General features: G+C 58.7%; 17 protein-coding genes and 1 pseudogene. 10 read left to right on the top strand and 8 right to left on the bottom strand.

Annotated elements, in window-relative coordinates:
- Positions 1 to 424: 424 nt before the first annotated feature.
- Both IPP88_00755 and IPP88_00760 read left to right on the top strand, forming a co-directional pair.
- Positions 425 to 1,702 carry a protein kinase gene (locus IPP88_00755; GenBank protein ID MBL0121304.1) on the top strand — a complete coding sequence of 426 codons (1,278 nt, stop codon included), beginning with the start codon at positions 425 to 427 and terminating at the stop codon, positions 1,700 to 1,702.
- Positions 1,699 to 2,097: an MAPEG family protein gene (locus tag IPP88_00760; GenBank protein MBL0121305.1), complete on the top strand. Its 399-nt coding sequence runs from the start codon at positions 1,699 to 1,701 to the stop codon at positions 2,095 to 2,097. The genes IPP88_00755 and IPP88_00760 overlap by 4 nt, the downstream gene beginning before the upstream one ends.
- Before the next feature lie 161 nt (positions 2,098 to 2,258).
- On the opposite strand, the gene IPP88_00765 is transcribed toward IPP88_00760, so the two are convergent.
- The 4 genes from IPP88_00765 to IPP88_00780 form a co-directional block, all read right to left on the bottom strand.
- Positions 2,259 to 2,627 carry a GNAT family N-acetyltransferase gene (locus IPP88_00765; protein ID MBL0121306.1) on the bottom strand — a complete coding sequence of 123 codons (369 nt, stop codon included), beginning with the start codon at positions 2,625 to 2,627 and terminating at the stop codon, positions 2,259 to 2,261.
- Positions 2,597 to 3,106 carry a DinB family protein gene (locus tag IPP88_00770; protein ID MBL0121307.1) on the bottom strand — a complete coding sequence of 170 codons (510 nt, stop codon included), beginning with the start codon at positions 3,104 to 3,106 and terminating at the stop codon, positions 2,597 to 2,599. The genes IPP88_00765 and IPP88_00770 overlap by 31 nt, the downstream gene beginning before the upstream one ends.
- A 106-nt stretch (positions 3,107 to 3,212) precedes the next feature.
- Positions 3,213 to 3,641: a VOC family protein gene (locus IPP88_00775; protein ID MBL0121308.1), complete on the bottom strand. Its 429-nt coding sequence runs from the start codon at positions 3,639 to 3,641 to the stop codon at positions 3,213 to 3,215.
- 718 nt (positions 3,642 to 4,359) lie between these two features.
- A complete protein-coding gene (locus tag IPP88_00780) occupies positions 4,360 to 4,851 on the bottom strand; it encodes a DUF456 family protein (protein ID MBL0121309.1) in 492 nt (163 codons plus the stop codon).
- 130 nt (positions 4,852 to 4,981) lie between these two features.
- On the opposite strand from IPP88_00780, the gene IPP88_00785 reads away from it, so the two are divergent.
- From IPP88_00785 to IPP88_00800, 4 genes are all read left to right on the top strand, one after another.
- Positions 4,982 to 6,475, top strand: a complete 1,494-nt coding sequence (locus tag IPP88_00785) for an FAD-binding protein (protein MBL0121310.1) — start codon at positions 4,982 to 4,984, stop codon at positions 6,473 to 6,475.
- A 94-nt stretch (positions 6,476 to 6,569) separates the two neighbouring features.
- Entirely contained in the window at positions 6,570 to 7,631 is a 1,062-nt protein-coding gene (gene glcE / locus IPP88_00790) for a glycolate oxidase subunit GlcE (protein ID MBL0121311.1), read from the top strand.
- Positions 7,631 to 8,878 (top strand): glycolate oxidase subunit GlcF, encoded by a 1,248-nt coding sequence (gene glcF / locus IPP88_00795; protein MBL0121312.1) that lies wholly within the window; start codon positions 7,631 to 7,633, stop codon positions 8,876 to 8,878. The genes glcE and glcF overlap by 1 nt, the downstream gene beginning before the upstream one ends.
- A gap of 79 nt (positions 8,879 to 8,957) precedes the next feature.
- Positions 8,958 to 9,845 carry a formamidopyrimidine-DNA glycosylase gene (locus IPP88_00800; protein MBL0121313.1) on the top strand — a complete coding sequence of 296 codons (888 nt, stop codon included), beginning with the start codon at positions 8,958 to 8,960 and terminating at the stop codon, positions 9,843 to 9,845.
- A 10-nt stretch (positions 9,846 to 9,855) separates the two neighbouring features.
- On the opposite strand, the gene IPP88_00805 is transcribed toward IPP88_00800, so the two are convergent.
- Together IPP88_00805 and IPP88_00810 are read right to left on the bottom strand one after the other, a co-directional pair.
- Positions 9,856 to 11,505 (bottom strand): glycosyltransferase family 39 protein, encoded by a 1,650-nt coding sequence (locus tag IPP88_00805; protein MBL0121314.1) that lies wholly within the window; start codon positions 11,503 to 11,505, stop codon positions 9,856 to 9,858.
- A gap of 131 nt (positions 11,506 to 11,636) precedes the next feature.
- Positions 11,637 to 11,948: a type B 50S ribosomal protein L31 gene (locus IPP88_00810; GenBank protein ID MBL0121315.1), complete on the bottom strand. Its 312-nt coding sequence runs from the start codon at positions 11,946 to 11,948 to the stop codon at positions 11,637 to 11,639.
- 244 nt (positions 11,949 to 12,192) lie between these two features.
- Between IPP88_00810 and IPP88_00815 the strand changes: the two genes are divergently transcribed.
- On the top strand, positions 12,193 to 13,005 hold the full coding sequence (locus tag IPP88_00815) for a helix-turn-helix transcriptional regulator (GenBank protein ID MBL0121316.1): 813 nt from the start codon (positions 12,193 to 12,195) through the stop codon (positions 13,003 to 13,005).
- Between the two features lie 62 nt (positions 13,006 to 13,067).
- Here the strand turns inward: IPP88_00815 and rho are convergent, their stop codons facing one another.
- Together rho and trxA are read right to left on the bottom strand one after the other, a co-directional pair.
- The gene (gene rho / locus IPP88_00820) at positions 13,068 to 14,327 is read right to left on the bottom strand and encodes a transcription termination factor Rho (protein ID MBL0121317.1); all 1,260 of its coding nucleotides are present in this window, start codon (positions 14,325 to 14,327) and stop codon (positions 13,068 to 13,070) included.
- Between the two features lie 274 nt (positions 14,328 to 14,601).
- Positions 14,602 to 14,929, bottom strand: a pseudogene (trxA, locus tag IPP88_00825) (thioredoxin TrxA).
- 194 nt (positions 14,930 to 15,123) lie between these two features.
- Between trxA and IPP88_00830 the strand changes: the two are divergent.
- The 3 genes from IPP88_00830 (at position 15,124) to IPP88_00840 (ending at position 22,075) form a co-directional block, all read left to right on the top strand.
- Entirely contained in the window at positions 15,124 to 15,447 is a 324-nt protein-coding gene (locus IPP88_00830) for a ferredoxin family protein (GenBank protein ID MBL0121318.1), read from the top strand.
- Positions 15,448 to 15,537: 90 nt separating this feature from the next.
- Positions 15,538 to 18,456: a PD-(D/E)XK nuclease family protein gene (locus IPP88_00835; protein MBL0121319.1), complete on the top strand. Its 2,919-nt coding sequence runs from the start codon at positions 15,538 to 15,540 to the stop codon at positions 18,454 to 18,456.
- Positions 18,449 to 22,075, top strand: a complete 3,627-nt coding sequence (locus IPP88_00840; GenBank protein ID MBL0121320.1) for a UvrD-helicase domain-containing protein — start codon at positions 18,449 to 18,451, stop codon at positions 22,073 to 22,075. The genes IPP88_00835 and IPP88_00840 overlap by 8 nt, the downstream gene beginning before the upstream one ends.
- Positions 22,076 to 22,129: the final 54 nt, after the last annotated feature.

Below are 22,129 nucleotides of genomic sequence, written 5' to 3' on the forward strand. Positions count from 1 at the left end.
GCCTGCATGCCGCGCAGCGAAATGCGGGACCCGACCTGATTATCGGGAAAATTCCCGGATACACTCCGTCTCTTTCGGGCTACGATACTCGTTTTGGTGATCAGACGCCCGCGATCCCTCCGCCGCATTGAAATGCCCGGCAAGCACCACTACGCTTCCTGCGCCCTGACGAACTGGTTAGCGTATCATCGGCTGTCGATTGATATTTTCAAGTCACGGTTGCCGGTTTACACGCGAGGCGTTTATCGGCATATTTGCATACGCGGCCGTGCAAATGATCGCGTGCTACCGCAAACGCGGCATATCAAGGCCACGCCAATCAGGCGAACATCGGCAAATTCAGGATAAGGAACGTCGTGTGCAATGTGGCAGAGTGGCTCAATGACTATGAAATGGGCGGCGAATGACTAACGGCGTTCCCGGCATCGAGAACATCGGCAAATACCGCGTCATTCGCGAACTCGGCCGCGGCGCGACCGGCGCCGTCTATCTTGCCGAAGACAGCTTCAACAACCGCCGCGTTGCCATCAAGGCAATGTTTCCCGAGGTGCTAAAGGACGCACAGGACGGCGCCATGTACCGGAGCATGTTCTTGAACGAAGCCTCGCTCGCAGGCAAGATCATGCATCCGCACATCGTCGCCATTTACGATGCCGTGGTCGACGAGGACATGAGCTACATCGTCATGGAGTATGTCGAAGGCGGGACGCTCGAAAAATACTGCAAACCGGACAATCTGCTTCCGCCGCAGGTCGTCGCCGAAATCATTTTCAAATGCGTCCGCGCCCTGGCATTCGCCAACACCCAGGGCCTGATCCACCGCGACGTCAAGCCCGGCAACATTCTTTACAAGGCGGGCAGCGATATCAAACTCGCGGATTTTGGCGCCGCGCTGAATCGCGTGTCGGACCGGACCCAGGTCGCGGCGGTTGGCTCGCCGTTGTACATGGCGCCGGAAATCATCACCGGCGCGAAGGCCACCGTGCAATCCGATATCTACGCGCTGGGCATGGTCATGTACATGCTGCTCGCGGGTCGCGCACCTTTCGAGGCGTCCAACCCGGCCAGCCTCGCCTATCAGATCGTCAATCACGATCCGGTGCCTCCGTCGCAATTCCGTCCTGATGTGTCGGCGCCGATGGAAGATATCGTCAAGCAGGCGATGGCCAAGGACATCGCCCGGCGCTACCAGTCGTGGGAAGAATTCGGCAAAGACCTCGCCGGGCTCTGGCGCAGTGAAAAATCACCACAGCCCAACAAACACGAAGTCTCCGATACCGAACAATTCAGCTTGCTGAAAACGCTGTCGTTCTTCCGCGATTTTCCGGAAAACGAGTTGTGGGAAGTACTGCGCATCAGCAAGTGGCGGCCATTTCCCCCTGAATCCATTCTGATCAGCGAAGGCGACGTCGGCGATTCGTTTTTCATTCTCGCGAGCGGAACCGTGCGCGTGAGCCGCGGCAAGCGTCTGCTGAATGTGCTCGGCGCCGGCGATTGCTTCGGCGAGATGTCCTATCTTGCCAAGCGCGACGGACCTCGTTCGGCCACCATCACCACCGCTACTGACAGCATCGTCATGAAGGTACGCGCCGTCGATCTCAGCAGCGCCAGCACCAGTTGCCGGCGGCTGTTTGACCGGAAATTTCTCGAGACGCTGGTGGAGCGGCTCGAGTCGGCCAATCAGCAATTGGCGGTGACGTGACCATGACCGTGCCGGTTACGGCGGTGTATGCATCACTGTTGGCTGTGCTGGTGGTGTTACTGGTCGCGGTGGTGGTGAGCCTGCGCCGCAGCTTGCGCATTGGTCTGGGCGACGGCGGCAATCGTGACCTCGCCCGCGCCATCCGCGTGCACGGCAACGCCATCGAATCGATCCCGCTGTTTCTGGTGCTGCTCGGCGTGTATGAACTCAATGGCGGCCACGCCAACGTGCTGCATTTTTTTGGCGCCGTGTATTTCCTGTCGCGCGTATTGCACGCGTGGGGTTTGTTCTCGTCCAGTGGCGTGTCGTTGGGGCGGTTCAGCGGTACGTTTGGCACGATTGGCTGTTTGATTGGGCTGGCGATTGCCAATCTGATGAAGGTGCTCGGCGGCTAGGTGTTTCACCGCGTAGCTAGGGCAAACTCAAGTACTGGTGCGCCTTAGCAAGCTTTTTCTGCCTGAACGCCGCGCCAGTGCATGAGTTTCGCCACATGAACGTCTATGAAACTAAAAATCTGTCATCCCGGATTTAGTCCGGGACCCAATTTTTTGATGCCTCAGCAAGCCGGCAAAACTTGGATACCGGCCGGCGCCACCGGAACGCTCTTGCGATAGGTTATCACCCGCCGGTTTTTTCCATGCAGACTACGCATCGATTCATCGATCAGCGCGAAGCCGGCTCGCTCAAGCGCCTTGCATGAAGCGGTATTTTCATTTGCAGCAATCCCCAGCATATGTGGCAAGCCAAAGCATTGCATGCCCCATTCCGACATCGCCTTGATGGCCTCCACCGCGAACCCTCTGCCTTGAAACTTCTGCTCGACGGCAAAGCCCACCTCAACGTCGCCGCGTAGCGGGCTCAGCCCGACATGCCCGATGAGTTCCGATGGAAGGCTCAGGTTCGCTCGCGGCGCTGCGGTTCTGATTTGTGGAGGTAGACGGTGAAGATATCTCGCGGTGGCGCCACCGACAACTGCGCCATGATGCGACCAACCGCACCGCGATGGTAGCCGCCATGCGTGACAATGTGGGCGAGCATTTCCTCTCGCGACATGAAACCTTTCGCGCCGTCGGTAAACGTGAACGGAAGACTCTCTGGCAATCGTTCCGGCGGCAGACTGCCCACATACTCGACATACCAGCGATCTGATTCCGCTACCGCGGCGCGCAGATCTTCAAAAGTGGGCGTCTCCGGCGTGTTTGTTCCCGCGTAGGTGTGCGCTTCGCCCGACAGATGCGCCGCGAAGATGCGATCCACAACATAGATGTGGTTGAGGAGACGGATGGCCGTGTGCCGCTCGGCTTGATGCGCCACCGGGTCGACTTTCTCAAGCTCAGTGAAGAGCTCCTCGTTTGCCCAGGCTTTGTACTTGAACAGCGAATGAAGGAGGCTTGATGTGCTCATGGTGTTTGAATTTGCAAACGGTGAGTCCAGCGCTGGAGATAACAGGCGCGGCAGCGACGGGGAAAAATGTGCGGGTTGCGCGTCCGTTGATCGACTTGTTGGACGGTTATTCGGGCATCTCGTAATCGTGCCGCTTCTCGCGATCCTCGGACAGGTATTGAACGAACTCCCAATCATTTCCGTCAGGGTCGTAGAAGTAGACTCGCTGACGAAAAGGGTGCGCGTTCGGCGGTGTTGAGTTTTGGTAGCCCGCCGTGCCGAGGCGCTCACGCATCGCGGCAACATCGTCCACCTCAAACGCCACGTGATTCAAACCGGGGCGGCCCTTGTACGGCTTCCCACGCTTCTCGGCGCCGGGATTCGCTTGGTTCAGCGCAATGTATGTCTCGTCACCGCCGACGTGAACCCATCGTGAGCCGTCCGCCTCGGTCGTATCGCGGCGAATCCGGAACGCCGGGAACGCGGTCAACAGAAAGCGAACGACCCCGTCGACATCGTGAACACAAAGGTTGGCATGTTCCAAACGTACACGCATGGCAATACTCCCGATTGGCTTAACGATTTGCAGGTGCGCTTTTGCGCGGCTCCGCGACTGGGCATTGCGGCTGTGAGCCAAAATCGGCAATGAGTGGGTGTCCCACGAGAAAGAAACTCAAGAAGATTGTCCGAAGCTCCAAGTATCAGGCCAAGCGCTCGCCGACAATCCAAGCTCCAGACCCTTTCAAGCACGCAGGTGTCACTCGGTGCACGCATTGCTGCTCTCGGACCGCATCTGGACGCTGGTTTCTTCACGCAGGAATAGACGCTAACCTGGTGAGTCAACGATAGGCAGCCAGAATGTGGCTGAGGCTTGCTGTCCAATTAATGCGCCAAAGCCGCCGCTCACCAGTTGCTTGGCAGCCCCTCGAACAAACGGAAACCAATCCTTGTTGGGCTCAGATGGCATCTTCATGTGACCATATTGGAGCCCTAACTAGAAATGGACACCTGTCGAGGTGTCCATATACCGTAAAAGAAGTATTGCACTCTTGGACACTCCATGAATTGCTACCTTCGAGATCAACGGAGTACTGCAAATTATCACACCCTAAAGCAATTCAACAAACACACCTGCCGCTGCATCGGAATTCCGCGATCAAATCCCGTCGCCACGCGGCATCCCACCGGGCCGCGCAAAGATACAAACCCAAGCACTGACGCGGCGTTCGGCTCAATAATGGCTGAAACACCGCGCCAGCGCGAGACTTTCATCTTCACAACCAATACGCCACCACAAACACCCCAATCATCGTCAACGCCAACGCCAGCTTCGCCAGCGCACCAAACAGCAACCCCAGCCACGTCGCCACGCCTACCTTTGCTGCCTGCCCCATTTCCTTTCGCGCGATCAATTCACCGATGACCGCGCCGACGAAAGGAAAAATGAAAATGCCGACCAGGCCGAAAAACAACCCGGCGATGCCGCCGATCGCCGCGCCCGCCAGCGCCAGCTTCGATGCACCGACGCGTTGCGCGCCCATGATCGAGGCGAGCAGATCGACGCCGATAGCGATCGCCGTGAGCACCGCGAGAAGCGTGAGCGTCGGCCAGCCGATGCGCTGGAAGTTACCGATCCACGCGGCTACCAGCAGGCCGGCGAACACGAAGGGCACGCCCGGCAGCGCGGGCAGCAGGGTGCCGGCCAGACCGATCAATATCAGCACGGCCGCCAGCGCCCACAGCAGATAAATTTCGGTTCCAGCCAATTGGATTCTCCTGTCGATTATCGGGATGGCGGTACAAGCCGCTTGCAACCGAATCCCTCGTTAGTTCTTGCATCTTGGCCTATCATACGATGCATCGATTGCTTCCCATCAATTCGTCCAATACCTTGCCATGGCCGCCGTGTCGCAAACCATCACCTCCTCCGCGCGCAATGACCTGATCGCACGTCTGGCCGCCATCCTGCCGCGCGAGGCGCTGCTCAGTGAGCCGGAGGATTTGACGCCCTACGAATGCGACGGCCTCTCCGCCTATCGCGCGCTTCCGTTGGTGGCGGTGTTGCCGCGCACGGTGGCCGAGGTGCAGGAAATTCTGCGCGTCGCTTCACAGACGGGGACCAAGGTGGTGGCGCGCGGTTCCGGCACGGGACTCTCCGGCGGCGCCACGCCGCTGGAAGATGGCATGCTGATGGCGATGGCAAAATTCAATCGCATCGTTTCCATCGATGCGCTGGCGCGCACGGCGCACGTGCAACCCGGCGTGCGCAATTCGCAAATCTCCGAAGCGGTCGCCCACCTTGGTTTGTACTACGCGCCGGATCCTTCGTCGCAGATTGCCTGTTCCATCGGCGGCAATGTCGCGGAAAATTCCGGCGGCGTGCATTGCCTGAAGTACGGGCTCACGGTGCACAACATCCTGAAGCTCGAAGTGGTGACCATCGACGGCGAGCTCGCGACGATCGGTTCGGACGCGCTCGACGCGCCGGGATACGACCTGCTGGCGCTGATGACCGGTTCGGAAGGCATGCTCGGCATCACCACCGAAGTGACCGTGAAGCTGGTGCCCAAGCCGCAGCTCGCGCGGGTGGTGATGGCCAGCTTCGACAACGTGGAAAAAGCCGGCGACGCGGTGGCAAACATTATCGGCGCGGGCATTGTGCCGGCGGGGCTGGAGATGATGGACAAGCTCGCCACCGAAGCGGTGGAAGGCTTCGTGCATGCGGGGTACGACCTCGATGCGGTGGCGATTTTGCTGTGCGAATCCGATGGCACGCCCGAGGAAGTGGCCGAGGAGATTGCCAAGATCGAAGCGGTGATGAAGGCCTCCGGCGCCACCGCGTGCCGCACCTCGGCCAGCGAAGCCGAGCGCCTGAAATTCTGGTCGGGACGCAAGGCCGCGTTTCCGGCGGTGGGGCGCATCTCGCCGGACTATTACTGCATCGATGGCTCGATCCCGCGTCGCGCGCTGGCGCCGATGCTGCGGCGCACGGAAGAGTTCAGCCAGAAATATGGCTTGCGTTGCGCGAACGTGTTTCACGCGGGCGATGGCAACCTGCATCCGTTGATTTTGTACGATGCGAACGTGCCAGGCGAACTGGAACGCACGGAAGCTTTTGCGGCGGAGTTGCTGGAACTCTGTATCGAATACGGCGGCACCATCACCGGCGAGCATGGTGTCGGCATCGAAAAAATCAACCAGATGTGCAGCCAGTTCACGAGCCATGAAATTGAAGCCTTTTTTGCCGTGAAGCGGGCGTTTGATGAAAAGCAGCTGCTGAATCCCGGAAAGGCGATTCCGACTTTGTATCGCTGCGCAGAATATGGGCGCATGCGGGTGCAGGGCGGGCTGGTCAACAATCTTCCGCATGCGGATATTCCGCGGTTTTGAACAAGTGGAAATTCTTGCTGTTTCTTGTGTTCGGTTCGATGCGCCTTGTCGGTCTAACCATCCTTACCATCTTTGAACCCGTGGCATCGACCCAATGAATGATTTTGTTCAGCCCCTCATCGAGCGAATCAAATCCGCGCAGTCGGACAGGGCGCCGCTTGCCATTCACGGCGGCAGCAGCAAGACGTTTTATGGTGGCGCGGTCAGGGGCGATGCACTCGACGTTCGGCCCTATAACGGCATCATCGATTACGAGCCTAAGGAGCTGGTGCTGACGGTGCGCGCCGGGACGCCACTCGCGGCAATCGAAGCGACGATGGCGGAGCAGAATCAGATGCTGCCGTTTGAGCCGCCGTATTTTGCTGAGGGCGCGACCATTGGCGGCGCAGTCGCCACCGGGCTTTCCGGGCCACGCCGGCCGTACACCGGCGCGGTGCGTGACTTTGTTCTGGGTACGCGCGTCATCAATGGCAAAGGCGAAGACCTGCGCTTCGGCGGCCGCGTGATCAAGAATGTCGCCGGCTACGATGTCTCGCGGCTGATGACCGGGGCGATGGGTACGCTCGGCGTGCTGCTCGATCTATCGTTCAAGGTTTTGCCGAAACCGACGGAGGAAATGACGCTGCGATTCCAGATGGATGAAGCGACTTCCATCCAGCGGTTCAATGAATGGGCAGGAAGGCCGCTGCCGATATCGGCGACCTCCTGGTGCGACGGCGTTGCCATGCTGCGGCTTTCGGGCGCGGCGGCGGGCGTCCGGGCCGCGCGCGAAAAGCTGGGCGGTGAATTGGTCGCGGAATCGGAAGCCAGTCAATTCTGGCGCAACTTGCGTGATCATCGCGCGGATTTTTTCGGCAGCGCGGAACCCTTGTGGCGGCTCTCGGTACCGTCCACCAGTCCGCCGCTTCAGCTCAACCTGCCGCAATGGATCGAGTGGGGCGGTGCGCTGCGCTGGGTGCGTGGTGTGGCCGATGCGAAGACATTGCGCGCAACCGTGGAAGCGGTGGGTGGACACGCAACCCTGTTCCGCCACGGCGATAAATCGGCGGGCGTGTTTCATCCGTTGCAACCGGTGCTAGCCAAGGTTCACCGCAATCTCAAGGCGGCATTCGACTCGGACAGCATTTTGAATCCCGGCAGAATGGACAACTTCTGATGCAAACCAATCTTGCCGACTGGATCAAAGACACGCCCGAGGGGATTGAGGCCGACAGCATTCTGCGCAAATGCGTGCATTGCGGTTTTTGTTTGGCGACCTGCCCGACCTACAATCTGCTGGGGGACGAGCTCGACAGTCCGCGCGGTCGCATTTATTTGATGAAGCAGATGCTGGAAGGTGAGCCGGTCACCGAAAAAACGCAGCTGCATCTTGATCGCTGCCTCACTTGCCGCTCGTGCGAATCGACTTGCCCATCCGGCGTGCAGTACGGGCGGCTGGTCGATATTGGCCGCGAGCTGGTGGAGAAGAAAGTCGGGCGTAGTTTTGCCGAGGGTCTCAAGCGCAAGGTGTTGAAGAACGCGCTGCCGCAGACGGCGTTGTTTACCGTGGGACTTGGCATAGGCCGCGCGGTGAAGACCTTCTTGCCGGCTTCGCTTGCAAAGAAAATCCCGGCCAGGCGCGATGCCGGCGTTCGTCCCGAGCTTGGACATGCACGCAACATGCTGGTGCTGGAAGGTTGCGTGCAACCGGCGATGGCGCCGAGCATTAACTCGGCGACCGCGCGTGTCCTCGACAGACTCGGCGTCTCGCTGATCGCCGCGCCCAGCGCCGGCTGCTGCGGCGCGATTCCGCATCACCTGAATGATCCGTACGAAAGCCACGCTTACATCAAACGCAATATCGACGCGTGGTGGCCGTATATCGAAGCCGGCGCGGAAGCAATCGTCGTGACCGCATCCGGCTGTGGGACAATGGTGGCGGACTACGGTTACCTGTTGCGCAACGACGCGGCGTATTCGGAAAAGGCGCAGAAAGTCTCGGAACTGTTTCGCGACGTGAGCCAGGTGATCGCGGCGGAAAGCGCGGTGTTGTCGAAACTGCTTGTGGCCGCAAATCCCGTCAAGACAAAAATTGCCTTTCACTCGCCATGCAGCTTGCAGCACGGGTTGAAAATTCGCGGCGTGGTGGAAGGCCTGTTGCGCGACGCGGGTTGCGAGCTGACGCCCGTCCCGGACGGGCATCTTTGTTGCGGTTCGGCGGGAACCTATTCGCTGTTGCAGCGCGAACTCTCGCAGCAATTGCTCGTGAACAAAGTGAAAGCACTTGAGTCCGGCGCGCCGCAACTTGTTGCAACGGCCAACATCGGCTGCCTCGCGCACATTGAGGGCGGGCTGAATGCCGGCAGCGGAACGCCGATTCGGCATTGGATTGAGGTGATCGATGAACGGTTGGCGGCCACATAGCGGAAATTTGCCAAGCACAAGCACTGGCGCGGTGTTCAAGACAATTTGTGCCTGTGAGCCTCGCCGGATATAGAGTTTAATGCCTGAGTTGCCGGACATCGCCGTCTATTGCGAAAGCATCGAGCGCGAGCTTGCCTGCGCCACATTGCGGAAAATTCTGCTACCAAGTGTTTTTGTACTTCGCACCGTGGAGCCCGCGGTCGGCGCGTTTGAAGGCCGGCGTCTCATCCATGCGGCGTACTTGGGAAAGCGCGTCGTGCTCGAATTTGAAGGCGACTTGTTCGCGGTGATTCATCTGATGATCGCCGGTCGCTTCAAATGGTTTCCGCCGGGAAGTAAAGTGCCAATGAGCAAGATCGTGCTGGCACGGTTCGAGTTTGATCGCGGCACGCTGGCGTTGACGGAGGCCGGCACCAGGCGACGCGCGTCGCTGCATTTGTTGCGTGGACGCGACGCGCTGGCAGCGCACGATCCGGGTGGCATTGATCCGCTGACTTGCACGCTCGCGGAGTTCACCGCGCGGCTGCAGCACGAGAATCACACGCTGAAACGCGCGCTCACCGATCCGCGGTCATTCAGCGGTATCGGTAATTCCTATTCCGACGAGATTCTGCATCGCGCGAAATTGTCGCCCCTCGCGCTCAGTCAAAAACTGTCGGCGTCGGAAGTTGCGCGATTGCGCGACGCGACGCGCGAAGTCATGGATGAATGGCTGCAACGATTGCGTGCGGAATCAGCGGGCAAGTTTCCCGAAAAAGTCACCGCTTTCCGGAGTGAAATGGCGGTACACGGCAAGTTCAAACAGCCTTGTCCCGTGTGCGGGAGCCCGGTGCAGCGCATCGTCTATGCGGAAAACGAATGCAACTACTGCCCCAAGTGCCAGACCGGCGGCAAGCTGCTTGCGGATCGGGCCTTGTCGCGGCTGCTCAAATCGAGCTGGCCGAAAAGTATTGACGAGCTATCGTGATGCCGCAGGACTAGCGGCGATACAAACGCAGGCGCTCGTCGTTATCCGCCGGTCGCGCACCTTCCCAGACAAGTTGCCAGCGCAGGTCGACGGTCGGCTCATCGTTGCGTGTACCTTGGGCGAGCAGCCAGTTGCACGCTTCAGCGGCCGGCAGATGATTGGATACAAAACGCAGATTGGTGAAGTAGTTAAGTGAAGCGCGTTGCGAGTCGCCGAGATTTTGCGACGCGATACACCCAGTGGGCTGCTCGGGCAAATACCGCGCGATGGCCCGCGCCGTGCCGCGATAACTGAGACGGTGGTCGACGGCGGTCAAGCCAAGCAAGTTTGCAAGTACCCATACCAATGTGACCCCCGCTGCCCAGTTGACGATGGCGCGACGATTATTGCGATGGGCCCGCACCACCGCGTATACCCACAGCAAGGTGAATGCGACGGCTATGAAAAAAGGCAGCAGGTCGAAAGTGAAAGTGAAACCCGGGACTTGCCGGGCAACCGCGCCCGCAGCGGCTACTGGCGCGCCCGTGACCGCGGCTGTCCAGTACAACCATCCCGCAACGGCGACGATGCCGAAAAACAGCAGGCTGAACCAGTCCATGAAGCTGGCGATGCTCCTCGACAGGCGATCCAGCGTATTGGCGGCGGCGAGCGCCAGAGGCAACAGCAATGGAAGTCCCATGCCGTCGCTCGCTTTGCGAGTAAGTGAGATTAATACTAGCAGCGTGAGGAATGCGGCAAGTGGCAACGCAAGCTCGAAGCGTTCGGCAATTTTTGCGCGGTCTTTGGCCCACAGCCAGATCGCGAATGGCAATGCCGGCAGGCCGTACCACGGAAGTATGCGGATGAAATGGAGATTGTCGAGCGCGCGACGGGTGGTGAGATCGTGGAACGGAACGCCAGCAATGGTTTCAGCCCATTGTGTGATGGGTGCCGGGGATTGCCAAAGCAGCATCGCCGGGAACAACAGCATGAAGGGTAGTGATAACAGCAGGGCGACACCGATGCCGGCGCGGAATGTTCGATTGTTCCAATCGCGCAAAATTACCATGGCGACCAACGCAATGAGCATCGGCGCCAAGGCGGGGACAATGCCGATCGAGAGTGCGATGATGCCGGCACCAATTCCTGTGGTGACGCCGCCTTTGGAGGCTTCGGAACGTATGCGTGTCATGCCGTACATCGCTACGGCCAGTCCGGCGAGACCTGCAAGCTCGGGATACATCTGGTGTCCCCGCCACACCAGGCCCAGCGAGCCAATCATCATCAACACACTGATGCGTCCGGCGCGCTCGTCGAACAGGCGCTTGGCGGTCTTGTGGGTGTAGAACAGCGTGACGGCCATGAACGCACCGCTGGCCAAGCGCGCGCCATCATGAAGCGGCAGTACGGGCGAGAACAGCCACGCCAGCGCCGCCGCGGTCCAATGGTAGAGCGGCGGATAATCGTAGTTGGGCAAACCCGCTATCGTCGGTACGAGCCACTGTCCGTCCCGCAGCATTGCATGGATAACGCCGAAGGTGATTGCCTCATCGGGTTTCCATGGGTCATGACCGACGAGCCCCGTCAGGATCCAGGCCGCGCAAATGATGAGAAACAGCGCAGTCTTGACCGGAGTACTGTTTCCGTCGAACACGATCGGCTGGCGGATGGTTGAGATCATGAAGCGCTATTTTACGCTGGCGGGGTGGCTGGATGCCTTCATGCGCGACGCGACTGGCGTCGTCACCCCGATAACTGCGCCAACAAAAAAGGCAGCCAAGGCTGCCTTTTTCATGTCGTTCAATGAAGAACTTATTTTGCTTCTGCCTTCGATTCGGCAGGCGACTCAGCCTTCGGCGCGGCGGCCGCACCAGAAGTGCGTGCATGACGCTGACGGAATTTCTCGACGCGACCGGCGGTATCCATGATCTTGTGCTTGCCCGTGTAGAACGGGTGTGATTCCGACGAGATCTCGATGCGGATGAGCGGATATTCCTTGCCATCGGTCCATTTCATCTTTTCCTTGCCCTTGGTTTCGACGGTCGAGCGGGTCAGGAATTTGAAATCAGCGGAGGAATCAAAGAAGATGACTTCGTGATATTCGGGGTGAATGCTGGGTTTCATGCTTTGTTGCCTTTCTTTCCGTAAAGGGTGCGCCGATGGTGAAAAACGCGGGCACCTCTATGCGAACAAGTGTTTTGAGGAGTCGATAATTATGACGCATGTTGGGGGAAAAGGCAAAATCCTGATGTTGGCGGATACAAATCGTGCAGCGCGAGGCAATGGGCAACGGATGATTCTTTATTGTGCACAAAACGTAATAATGTTCTATATTGGTATCACTAAATAATACCAACAGGCCTTTGCTGTGGATTTACCCGTTGATAAATCGCCTCGTTCACAAGGTCAGACATCGCTTCTGGTCGAAGCGCTGAAGCGGCTGTTGCGCGCGCGCGGAATGACCTATAAAGATCTTGGGCACACGCTTGATCTATCTGAGGCTAGTGTCAAACGCATGTTCGCGAAAGAGGCGCTGACGCTGAAGCGGCTCGAGGAAGTTTGCGGTTGTCTGGATGTTGACCTGTTTGAGGTAACCAAACTGGCTCGCAACCATACCGCGCAAGCCCAGGAAATGACCGTCGAACAAGAAGCCGCGCTGGCTGCGGATGCGCGTCTGCTTGGTATTTTCTACCTGGTATTGAACGATTGGCACCTGCCCGATATTCTCGAACGGTATGAGATCGAAAAGGCAGAGGTGATTGCATTGCTGGCCAAGCTTGACCATCTGGGACTGATCATGCTGCAGCCCAATGATCGCGTCAGGTTGCTCATTCCCCGAACCATGCGGCTGCGTAACGACGGACCCATCCGCCAAGTGCATGGCAACCGCGTCATTGGCGATTTTCTTGCCGGGGATTTTGTTGGCGAAGGCGGCATGTTCCGCCTGGAAATGCGTGAACTTTCCGGCCCATCTTATGCGCTCATTCAACGCAAGCTCGAACGCATCGGTCAGGAATTCAACGAGCTGGCCGAACTTGATTCCTATCTCCCTTCGGACCAACGCCAGACCATTGGCATGGCCGTCGGCACCAAGCCATGGAAAATGTCGCTCGTGACGGGCATCCGGCAGCGCGAGGTACGCGATGCGCCGACCGCGGACCCGGCGAAAAAACAGGTCTAGTCGCTGTTCCTTGGCGTATGTTTCGATACTCCGACTGCGCGTCAGGCAACGATTCGGTTGGATCAGTTCTTCTTCATGGAATCGAAGAATTCCGCATTGTTCTTCGTGGCCTTGAGCTTGTCGACCAGGAATTCGGTGGCTTCGAGCTCATCCATGCTGTACATCATCTTGCGCAGCACCCAGACTTTCTGCAGCAGTTCCGGTTTGATCAGCAGTTCTTCCTTGCGCGTACCGGAACGATTCACGTTGATCGCGGGATAGACGCGCTTCTCGGCGGCACGCCGGTCAAGGTGCACTTCCATGTTGCCGGTTCCCTTGAATTCTTCGTAGATCACATCATCCATGCGCGAACCGGTGTCGATCAGCGCAGTCGCGATGATGGTCAGTGAGCCACCTTCCTCGATGTTCCGCGCGGCGCCGAAAAAACGCTTCGGGCGTTGAAGCGCGTTCGCATCGACACCACCGGTCAATACTTTGCCGGATGCCGGCACCACGGTGTTGTAGGCACGGGCAAGGCGTGTGATGGAATCAAGCAGTATGACCACGTCACGCTTGTGTTCAACCAGGCGTTTGGCTTTTTCAATAACCATTTCAGCGACCTGCACATGGCGGGTGGCAGGCTCATCAAAGGTACTTGAAACCACTTCGCCCTTGACGGTTCGCTGCATCTCGGTGACTTCTTCCGGACGCTCGTCGATTAGCAGCACGATCAGCGTGATATCGGGATGATTCGAAGTGATGGCGTGCGCGATGTGCTGCAGCATCACGGTCTTGCCGGACTTCGGCGAGGCGACCAGGAGGCCGCGCTGGCCCTTGCCGATCGGCGCGATGATGTCAATGACGCGGCCGGTGATGTTCTCATCCGACTTGATGTCGCGTTCCAGGGTGAACGGCTTGTTCGGGAACAGTGGCGTCAGATTTTCAAACAGAATCTTGTTCTTGGAAGCCTCCGGCGCCTCGCCGTTGACCTTGTCCACCTTGACCAGTGCAAAGTAGCGTTCGCCTTCCTTGGGCGTGCGAATCTCGCCTTCGATGGTGTCGCCGGTATGCAGATTGAAACGGCGAATTTGCGATGGACTCACGTAAATATCGTCGGGCCCGGCCAGATAGGAAATATCCGGCGAGCGCAGGAAACCGAAGCCGTCCTGCAATACTTCCAGCGTGCCATCGCCAAAGATCGCCTCGCCTTTTTTCGCCTGGTGTTTCAGCAGCGCGAAGATTAGCTCCTGTTTGCGCAGGCGATTGGCGCCTTCGAGTTCGAGCTGGTTGGCCGTTTCGACGAGTTCCGAGACGTGTTTCAATTTGAGTTCAGATAGTTGCATTGGCTATGCCGCAGGAAGGAGGAAAAAGGAAGGGAAGGGGAGAAGAGCAGCGGAATGGAAGACAGGAAAATAGGGCAAAGGTGGCGGGACGAAAATCCGCAAAAAAAGTGTGGCTCCGCAGAATGATTTTCAGGCAACTTCCTGAAAACCGGGCATCAACTCAAGTAGTTGGGATTCGCTGCAGAGGTGTGACTGAAAAGGACATCCACGGATTTGGAATCGACGCAGACTTGACCGGAAGCGAAAGAATAGGGCGCTCGCACGTCCTTGTCAATTAAATGTTGGCGTCAATAAATGCAGCCAACTGGGACTTTGGATAGCGCACCAACCTTGGTTGCGGCGACATTTCCATCCTTGAAAAGCATGAGCGTGGGGATGCCGCGGATACCGTACTTGGGTGGTGTTTCCTGGTTTTCATCGATATTGAGCTTGGCGATTTTCAGTTTCCCGGCATATTCCTTGGCAACATCGTCAAGAATGGGGGCGATCATTTTGCATGGCCCGCACCACTCCGCCCAGTAATCCACCAAGACCGGAGTTGCGCTTTGCAGCACTTCGGAATCGAAGGTTGCATCGGATACATAAACAATGTCATTGCTCACAGATAACCTCTGATTCTTCAAACGTATGGTGAATTATGCCACTGTTTCATGGCACGGGTGGCAAAGGCGGATCGAAGGTCGCAGACCCGGCGGACGCAAATCAGGGAGATGAAAAATGCATTGCGGAACCGAATCACTGGGCGCCCGGGTCTGTTAAAATTTGGGCTGTCCATGTGCTATTTCAAGGCTGTTCCATGACCTACGTTGTGACTGAATCCTGCATCAAGTGCAAATATACCGATTGCGTTGACGTCTGTCCGGTGGATTGTTTCCGGGAAGGCCCGAATTTTCTGGTAATCGATCCGGATGAATGTATCGATTGCACGCTGTGTGTCGCGGAATGCCCTGTCGAAGCAATTTTCGCGGAAGATGATGTGCCGGATAACCAGCATAAGTACATCAAGATCAACGCGGAGTTGGCCAAGGCATGGAAGCCGATTATCGAGCGTAAGGACGCCCCGGCAGACGCAGACGAATGGGCGAAGGTCAAAGAAAAGTCGCATCTGCTCGAAAAGTAGCGCTGCGTGGCGAGACAGGCCACCGGTATTCCCGCCTCTGTCCGCGGATTTCCCGCAGGCTCCGCTCAAGGGATATGAAAGCGGCCTGAAATGAAATTGCCTGCCGGGCGACTGGATTTTCTGCTGCTGCATGACTCGATTGCCGGTGGCGCTCGCGTGACGGTTGTCACGCCGAACCGGCGCTTGGCCACTTTTCTCAAGCGGGAATACGACGACGCCCAGCGCCGCCAGGGCCGGCAGGCTTGGGATACCGCCGATATCCTTCCGTTGGAGACTTTTCTTGAGCGTGCATACCGCACGCTCAACCTCAGAACCATGGCGTCAACTCCGCCGCCGCAGCTTCTCAATGGTATTCAGTGCCAGTTTATCTGGGAGGAATTGGTCCGGAAATCCGACGAGCGCGGTGGGCTGATGAGTGTTCCGCAGGCCGCAAAGCAGGCGTTCGCGGCTTGGCAATTGGCGCATGAATGGCGTTTGTTTCCGGCATTGCGTAGTTTTATGCTGCATGAAGACGCCCGGATTTTCATGAGCTGGTCGCAGCAGTATCAAAAACTTTGCCGTGAGCGCAATATGATTGACGCCGCGATGCTGCCGGATGCCCTGATGACGCTGATCCCGGGTGATGATCGTTCGGGCACGCTGCCCACCCAACTTATCACGGCGGGCTTCGATATCGTCACGCCCCAGCAGCAACACTTTTTCGACGCGTGTATCGCCGCCGGTGTGGCAGTGCAGTCAGTCAATGCAGACGCGGATCAACAACACGTCATGTTGAATCGCATCGAATTTGCCGATGAAAATGAAGAGCTGCGCGGTTGTGCAATTTGGGCACGGCAACGGCTGGAGAAAAATCCGCGCGCGCGAATCGCCATTGTGATGCCGGATCTGCGCATGCGCCGCGGCCAAATCGTGCGCGCCCTCACTGATGCCTTGTTGCCCCGCGAGCGCGCGAACGTACGCACCCACCACGACGAGATGATGCCGTGGGTCAATGTTTCGCTGGGTCAGCCGCTAAGCGACTTTGCGCTGGTTCATGATGCGTTAGCCTTGATTGAATTTTCGCAAGGACACGCGATGTCGTTTCTGGCGTTCAGCGCGCTGCTACGCTCGCCGTATGTTGCCGGTGCGGAAACTGAAGCCACATGGCGGGCTGCGCTGGACGCAGCGTTGCGCGAGATCGCCCCAATGGAAATGAGCCTGTTTTCGCTGCAGAAAAAACTGAAACTGGCGAGCAAACCCGATCCGGAGCGTGCGCATCTGCGCTCCCTTGCTCTTGCAGTATCACACTGCGAAAAGCTTTGCGCGTCCATAGATCGTGTCGCCAGTTTAGGCAGCCAGCCAGCGCGTCCCGATGGCGATTCGCGTCAGAGGCCGATGCCGTCCTCGCCGCAAGACTGGGGCCGGCACTTCGCAAATGTGTTGAGGGCGTGGGGCTTTCCCGGCGACGCGGGTTTGGACTCGATTGAGCATCAGGTGCTTGGAAAATTCCGTGACGCGCTTGCGAGCCTCGGCACGCTGCAAGCGGTAAAGCCGCGCATGAAATTCGAAGAGGCGCTAACGCAGTTGCGCCGAATCGTCGCCGATACCGTGTTCCAGCCGGAAACGTCCGCGGGAACCGGGGGAATCGAGCCGCCCATTCAGGTGTTGGGCATACTGGAATCCGCGGGGCAACAATTTGACGCGCTGTGGGTGACTGGATTGAGTGACGATGCGTGGCCGCTGGCGGCGAGGCCCGCGCCGTTTATTCCGGCAGTCCTGCAGCGGGCAGCGGGCGTGACTGAAGCGTCGGCCTCGGCGTCCTTGGTGCTCGATAGTCGCATCACCGACGGCTGGCGCAATAGCGCCGGTCATGTGGTTTTCAGCCACGCGCTGCGTGCATCCGGCCACGATGCGGGTGAACAGATTCGTGAGCCAAGCGCCTTGATTCGCAGCATTCCCCTTTCCTCCGTCGCCGATATATTGGCGATATCGGCGGATGCGGATTTTGCCGCGGCCCTGCAGACCATCGGTGCCCGCGAGGCAATTCCCGACGCTAATTTTGAAGCGCTTCCCGCACCGACGGCGGTTCGCGGCGGCACCAGTGTGATACGCGATCAAGCGGCGTGCCCGTTTCGCTCGTTTGCACGCCACCGCCTGCTGGCGCGAGGCCTGGAAGTACCGCATGCGGGACTGGATGCGGCAGAACGCGGCACGCTTTTGCATCGCGTGTTGAGCCTGGTATGGGGGCGCATCGAGACGCACGCAGGCCTTTTGTCGCGTGAAGACAATCAACTCGATGAGATTGTGAATGATGCCGTCGCGCGGGCGATTGCCGAAGCGAGTGCCAATGGCGTGGACGGTCTCACCGGCCGCTTTGTGGAAATTGAGCACGCACGGCTCACGCGTGTGATCGGGGAATGGCTGGATTACGAACGCGAACGCGCGCCATTCGAGGTTGTCGAGCGAGAGCGCAAGCGGGCCGCAACAATATCCGGTCTGTCCATGAATTTGCGATTGGATCGATTGGACCGGCTGGCCGATGGCACCCATGCGTTGATCGATTACAAAACCGGAGTCGCCAAATTTTCCAGTTGGCTGGGGAATCGTCCCGACGAGCCGCAATTACCGATGTATTTCATTTCCGCTGAGGAGCCGGTTTCCGCGTTGGCGTTCGCGAGATTGAAGCGTGGTCAGCGCGGAAAGGTATTCGGTTTTGAAGGCGTCTCGATGGTCGAGAATTTGTTGCCCGATGTTGCGCCCATCGAGCAAAAACGTGGGATGGAAAAAAACGGTTACGTTTCCTGGGATGTGCTTGCCCAGGAATGGGAAACTTCACTGGACGCATTGGCGAAAGGATTCGCCAGTGGTGCCGCGCAAGTCGATCCCAAGAACGGCAATCTGACGTGCGCACAATGCGATTTGCAGAGTGTTTGCCGGATTGCCGAGATGTCGGCTTATGCGGCGATGGAGAATGGCGACGTGGCCGATTTCGATGGCGACCATACTGGCGAAGGTAAGCCAGATGAGTAAACGCGTCAGCCCGGTGGCGGATCAGGACGCGCGCGAACGCGCGCTGGATATCCGGCGTTCGTTCATCGTGCGTGCGCCCGCAGGGTCGGGAAAAACGCGACTCCTCATTCAACGCTACCTGTCCTTGCTGGCGCGGGTGGATGAGCCCGAGGAAATCACGGCAATCACCTTCACGCGCAAGGCTGCGGCGGAAATGCGTGCACGCGTGCTTCGGGCATTTGCGTCGGCGACCACGTCGGAATGCAATGACGATAATTTTGACGATGTGACCACGCGTGAACTTGCCCGCGAGGCGCTTGCGCGCGATGCCGTACGGGGCTGGCAGATTGCGAATACTCCGTCGCGCTTGCGCATCCAGACCATCGACTCAATGAATGCGTCGATCACGCGCCAAATGCCGGTGACGGCACGATTCGGGGCGCAACCGGAAAGCGTCGATGACGCGAGTGCGCTCTATCGCGAAGCCGCGCGCAACGTATTGGCGCAAGTGAACGCGGGCGACGCGGTGGCGGACGATGTCGCGATCCTGCTCGCGCACCTCGACAATAATCTGGCGGTGGCAGAAAGCCTGCTTGCGGACATGTTGCGCTCGCGCGATCACTGGTTACGCAACTTGCCGACCATGCATGAACGCGATGCACTTGAAGCCGGACTCGTGCGCGTGCGCGCGGAAACGGTTTCGCGCGTGGCGGCTCTTTATCCATTTGGAGAAAAGGGCGAAACCCTAGCGCTGGCGAGGTACGCAGGGCAAAATCGGCCTGGAAGTGCCGTGGATGCTGGAGTTTGTGATATCGATGCTATCGTGAATTTTCCAGCGGATGACGCAGAAGCCATGCCGGTGTGGCTGCGGATCGCCGACTTGCTGCTGACGAAAGACGGCTCTTGGCGCAAGCGCCGTGGCCTCAACAAAAACACCGGATTTCCCTCCAGTTCGAATAAAGCGGAGAAGGCGCTTCTCGATGCATGGAAGAACAGGATGGGGGACCTGCTGGAACGGTTCGCATCAGGGGGACCACATGGCGAGCGTCTGCTTGCGGCCCTGGGTCAATTGCGTGTGATGCCGCCTGCCGAATATACCGATTCACAGTGGGTCGTGCTTGGCGCTATCGTTCGGCTTCTGCCGTATGCCACTGCGCAGTTGTGGAGCGTATTTGCATCGCAGGGGCAATGCGATTTCACGGAAATCTCCCAGGCGGCGGCGCGTGCGCTCGGTGACGATGGTGCGCCGACCGACTTGGCATTGGCGCTCGATTACCGAATTCGCCATTTGCTGATCGACGAATTTCAGGACACCTCGTTGTCGCAGTTCGAATTGCTGGAAAAACTCACTCGCGGCTGGAGTGAGGGCGATGGACGCACACTGATGGCGGTGGGCGATCCGATGCAATCCATTTATCGATTTCGCGAAGCGGAGGTGGGATTGTTTATGAGTGCTGCCCGCGCCGGTATCGGCAGCGTTTCGCTCCAGCCATTGACCTTGCAGGTGAACTTTCGCTCCGAATCCGGCGTGGTGGACTGGGTGAATGATACGTTCAGCCAGATCATGCCGTCCGTGGACGAAGCCGGCATCGATGATGTGCCGTATGCACCGAGCATCGCGTATGCGGCCAGCGCTGAAGAGTCACCAACTGAATTACCCGCCATGATGTCTGCCGTGGTGTGGCATCCTCAACTTGTGCGCATGAGGACGGCCGGGCTCGACGCCAATGCGGATGAGCCCGAAGACGCCGTCACCATCGCCTCAGCAGGCGAAGTGGAAGCGCAGCGCGTGGTCGACATTATCCGCGCGCGGCGGCAAAGCGAATCCGGCGTGGAAATTGCCATTCTCGTTCGCAATCGTGGACATCTTCAGGATATCGTGCCCGCGCTGAAGGCGGCGGATATCCCGTTCCGCGCCGTGGATATCGACCCACTGAAGGAATGCCCGGTGGTCGTGGATTTGCTGTCTCTCACTCGTGCCTTGCTGCATCTGGCGGACCGGATTGCGTGGCTTGCCGTGCTGCGAGCACCATGGTGCGGCTTGACGCTGAACGACCTCGCCTCGCTGACAAATGGCGCGGAACCTGTCGAAGGGGCGCTTGCGCCAGACGCTCGCACGGTATGGCAAATGCTTTGCGATGGGGAACGAACTTCTACATTGTCCGCGGACGGTCAAATGCGGGTTGCGCGCGTTTGTGCTGTGCTGGCGTCGGCATTGCGCCTGCGGCGCCGATTGCCGCTGCGCGAACTGGTCGAAAGCACCTGGTTCGCGTTGCTTGGTCCCGCATGCTTGCCGCAAGCCCGCGACCTGAATGATGCTGTGCAGTTTCTGGATTTGCTCGAAACCGAGGCGCAAGCACAGGCGGGTGGAAGCGACATCATCGACCTGGCGACGTTGGAGAGCGGCGTGGAAAAACTGTTTGCGAGCAGCTTCGTTTCCGGCGACGGTCTGGAAGTGCCAGCCGTGCAAATCATGACGATCCATAAAGCGAAGGGTCTGGAATTCGATACGGTGATTGTGCCCGGCCTGCATCGACCGCCGCGACAGGATGACCGGAAACTGTTGGTATGGACCGAGCAACTCGTAGAGGAGCATGGTGGGAGCGAACTGTTGCTGGCGCCAATTCGAGAAACCGGGGCAGGCGAAGAAACGGACGCAATCTACCGCTACGTGCGGCAGTGCGATCGATACAAGCAGCAACAGGAGGATGTGCGACTGCTCTACGTCGCGGCCACGCGCGCCGAACACCGGCTGCATTTGCTTGCGACAGTGATGTTAAATGATGTAGGGGATGATGGTGGCGGTGTGGCAAGGTTGGTGCCGCCGCGAGGGACGAGCTTGCTGGCCTCGCTGTGGCCGGCGGTGTCTGGCGTTTTTCTCGATGAGCCAAACGTACGCGGCGATGCCCTGCAGGCGGACGGTTTCGTTCCAGCACAAAACTGTTCGGCGCGTGGTTTGCAAGTCGCCTGTCGCGCCATGCGCGTAAGCGCAATGCAGCCTATGCCCAATTTGCCGATCTCCTTTTCGCGTGGTGCGCGCGACACGGCTGATAAAGTTGCGCCGCAGAACGGCGCGATCGATTTTGACTGGGCCAGCGAGACGGCACGACACGTCGGCACGGTGGTGCATGCGTATCTGCAGTTCATCGCGGAAGACGGATTGGATCGTTGGAACGTCGAACGCGTCGCGGCATCGACGCGGCGGTTTGGGCGCGAACTCGAGCGACTCGGGGTCGCGAACGCAGAGCTGCCCACGGCAGCCGGTCGTGTAGCCGAAGCCCTGATGCACACACTGAGCGATTCGCGGGGACGCTGGATTCTGGAGCCGCACCCAAATGCATGCTCCGAGTGGTGTGTTACTGGGCTCGCCGGCGATTCCAGGATAAATGTCGCGATCGACCGTTCGTTTGTCGATGAGAACGGGGTACGCTGGATCATCGACTTCAAGACCGGTAGCCACGAGGGTGCGGATGTCGACGCGTTCCTCGATAACGAGAAGAGGCGCTATCGTGAACAACTGGAAACGTATGCCAAACTGCTTCGGGCGATGCACACCTCGCTTCTAGCGCCAGCGGTCAAGCTTGGTCTGTATTTTCCACTTCTGGGCGGCTGGCGCGAATGGGATTGGCAGCCGGAATAATTTGCCTGTCGACGGCTCCAAAATCATCGCGTCGGATTGCACCAACATCGTTCG

The organism is Betaproteobacteria bacterium, from assembly GCA_016720925.1.
Lineage (GTDB): Bacteria > Pseudomonadota > Gammaproteobacteria > Burkholderiales > Usitatibacteraceae > UKL13-2.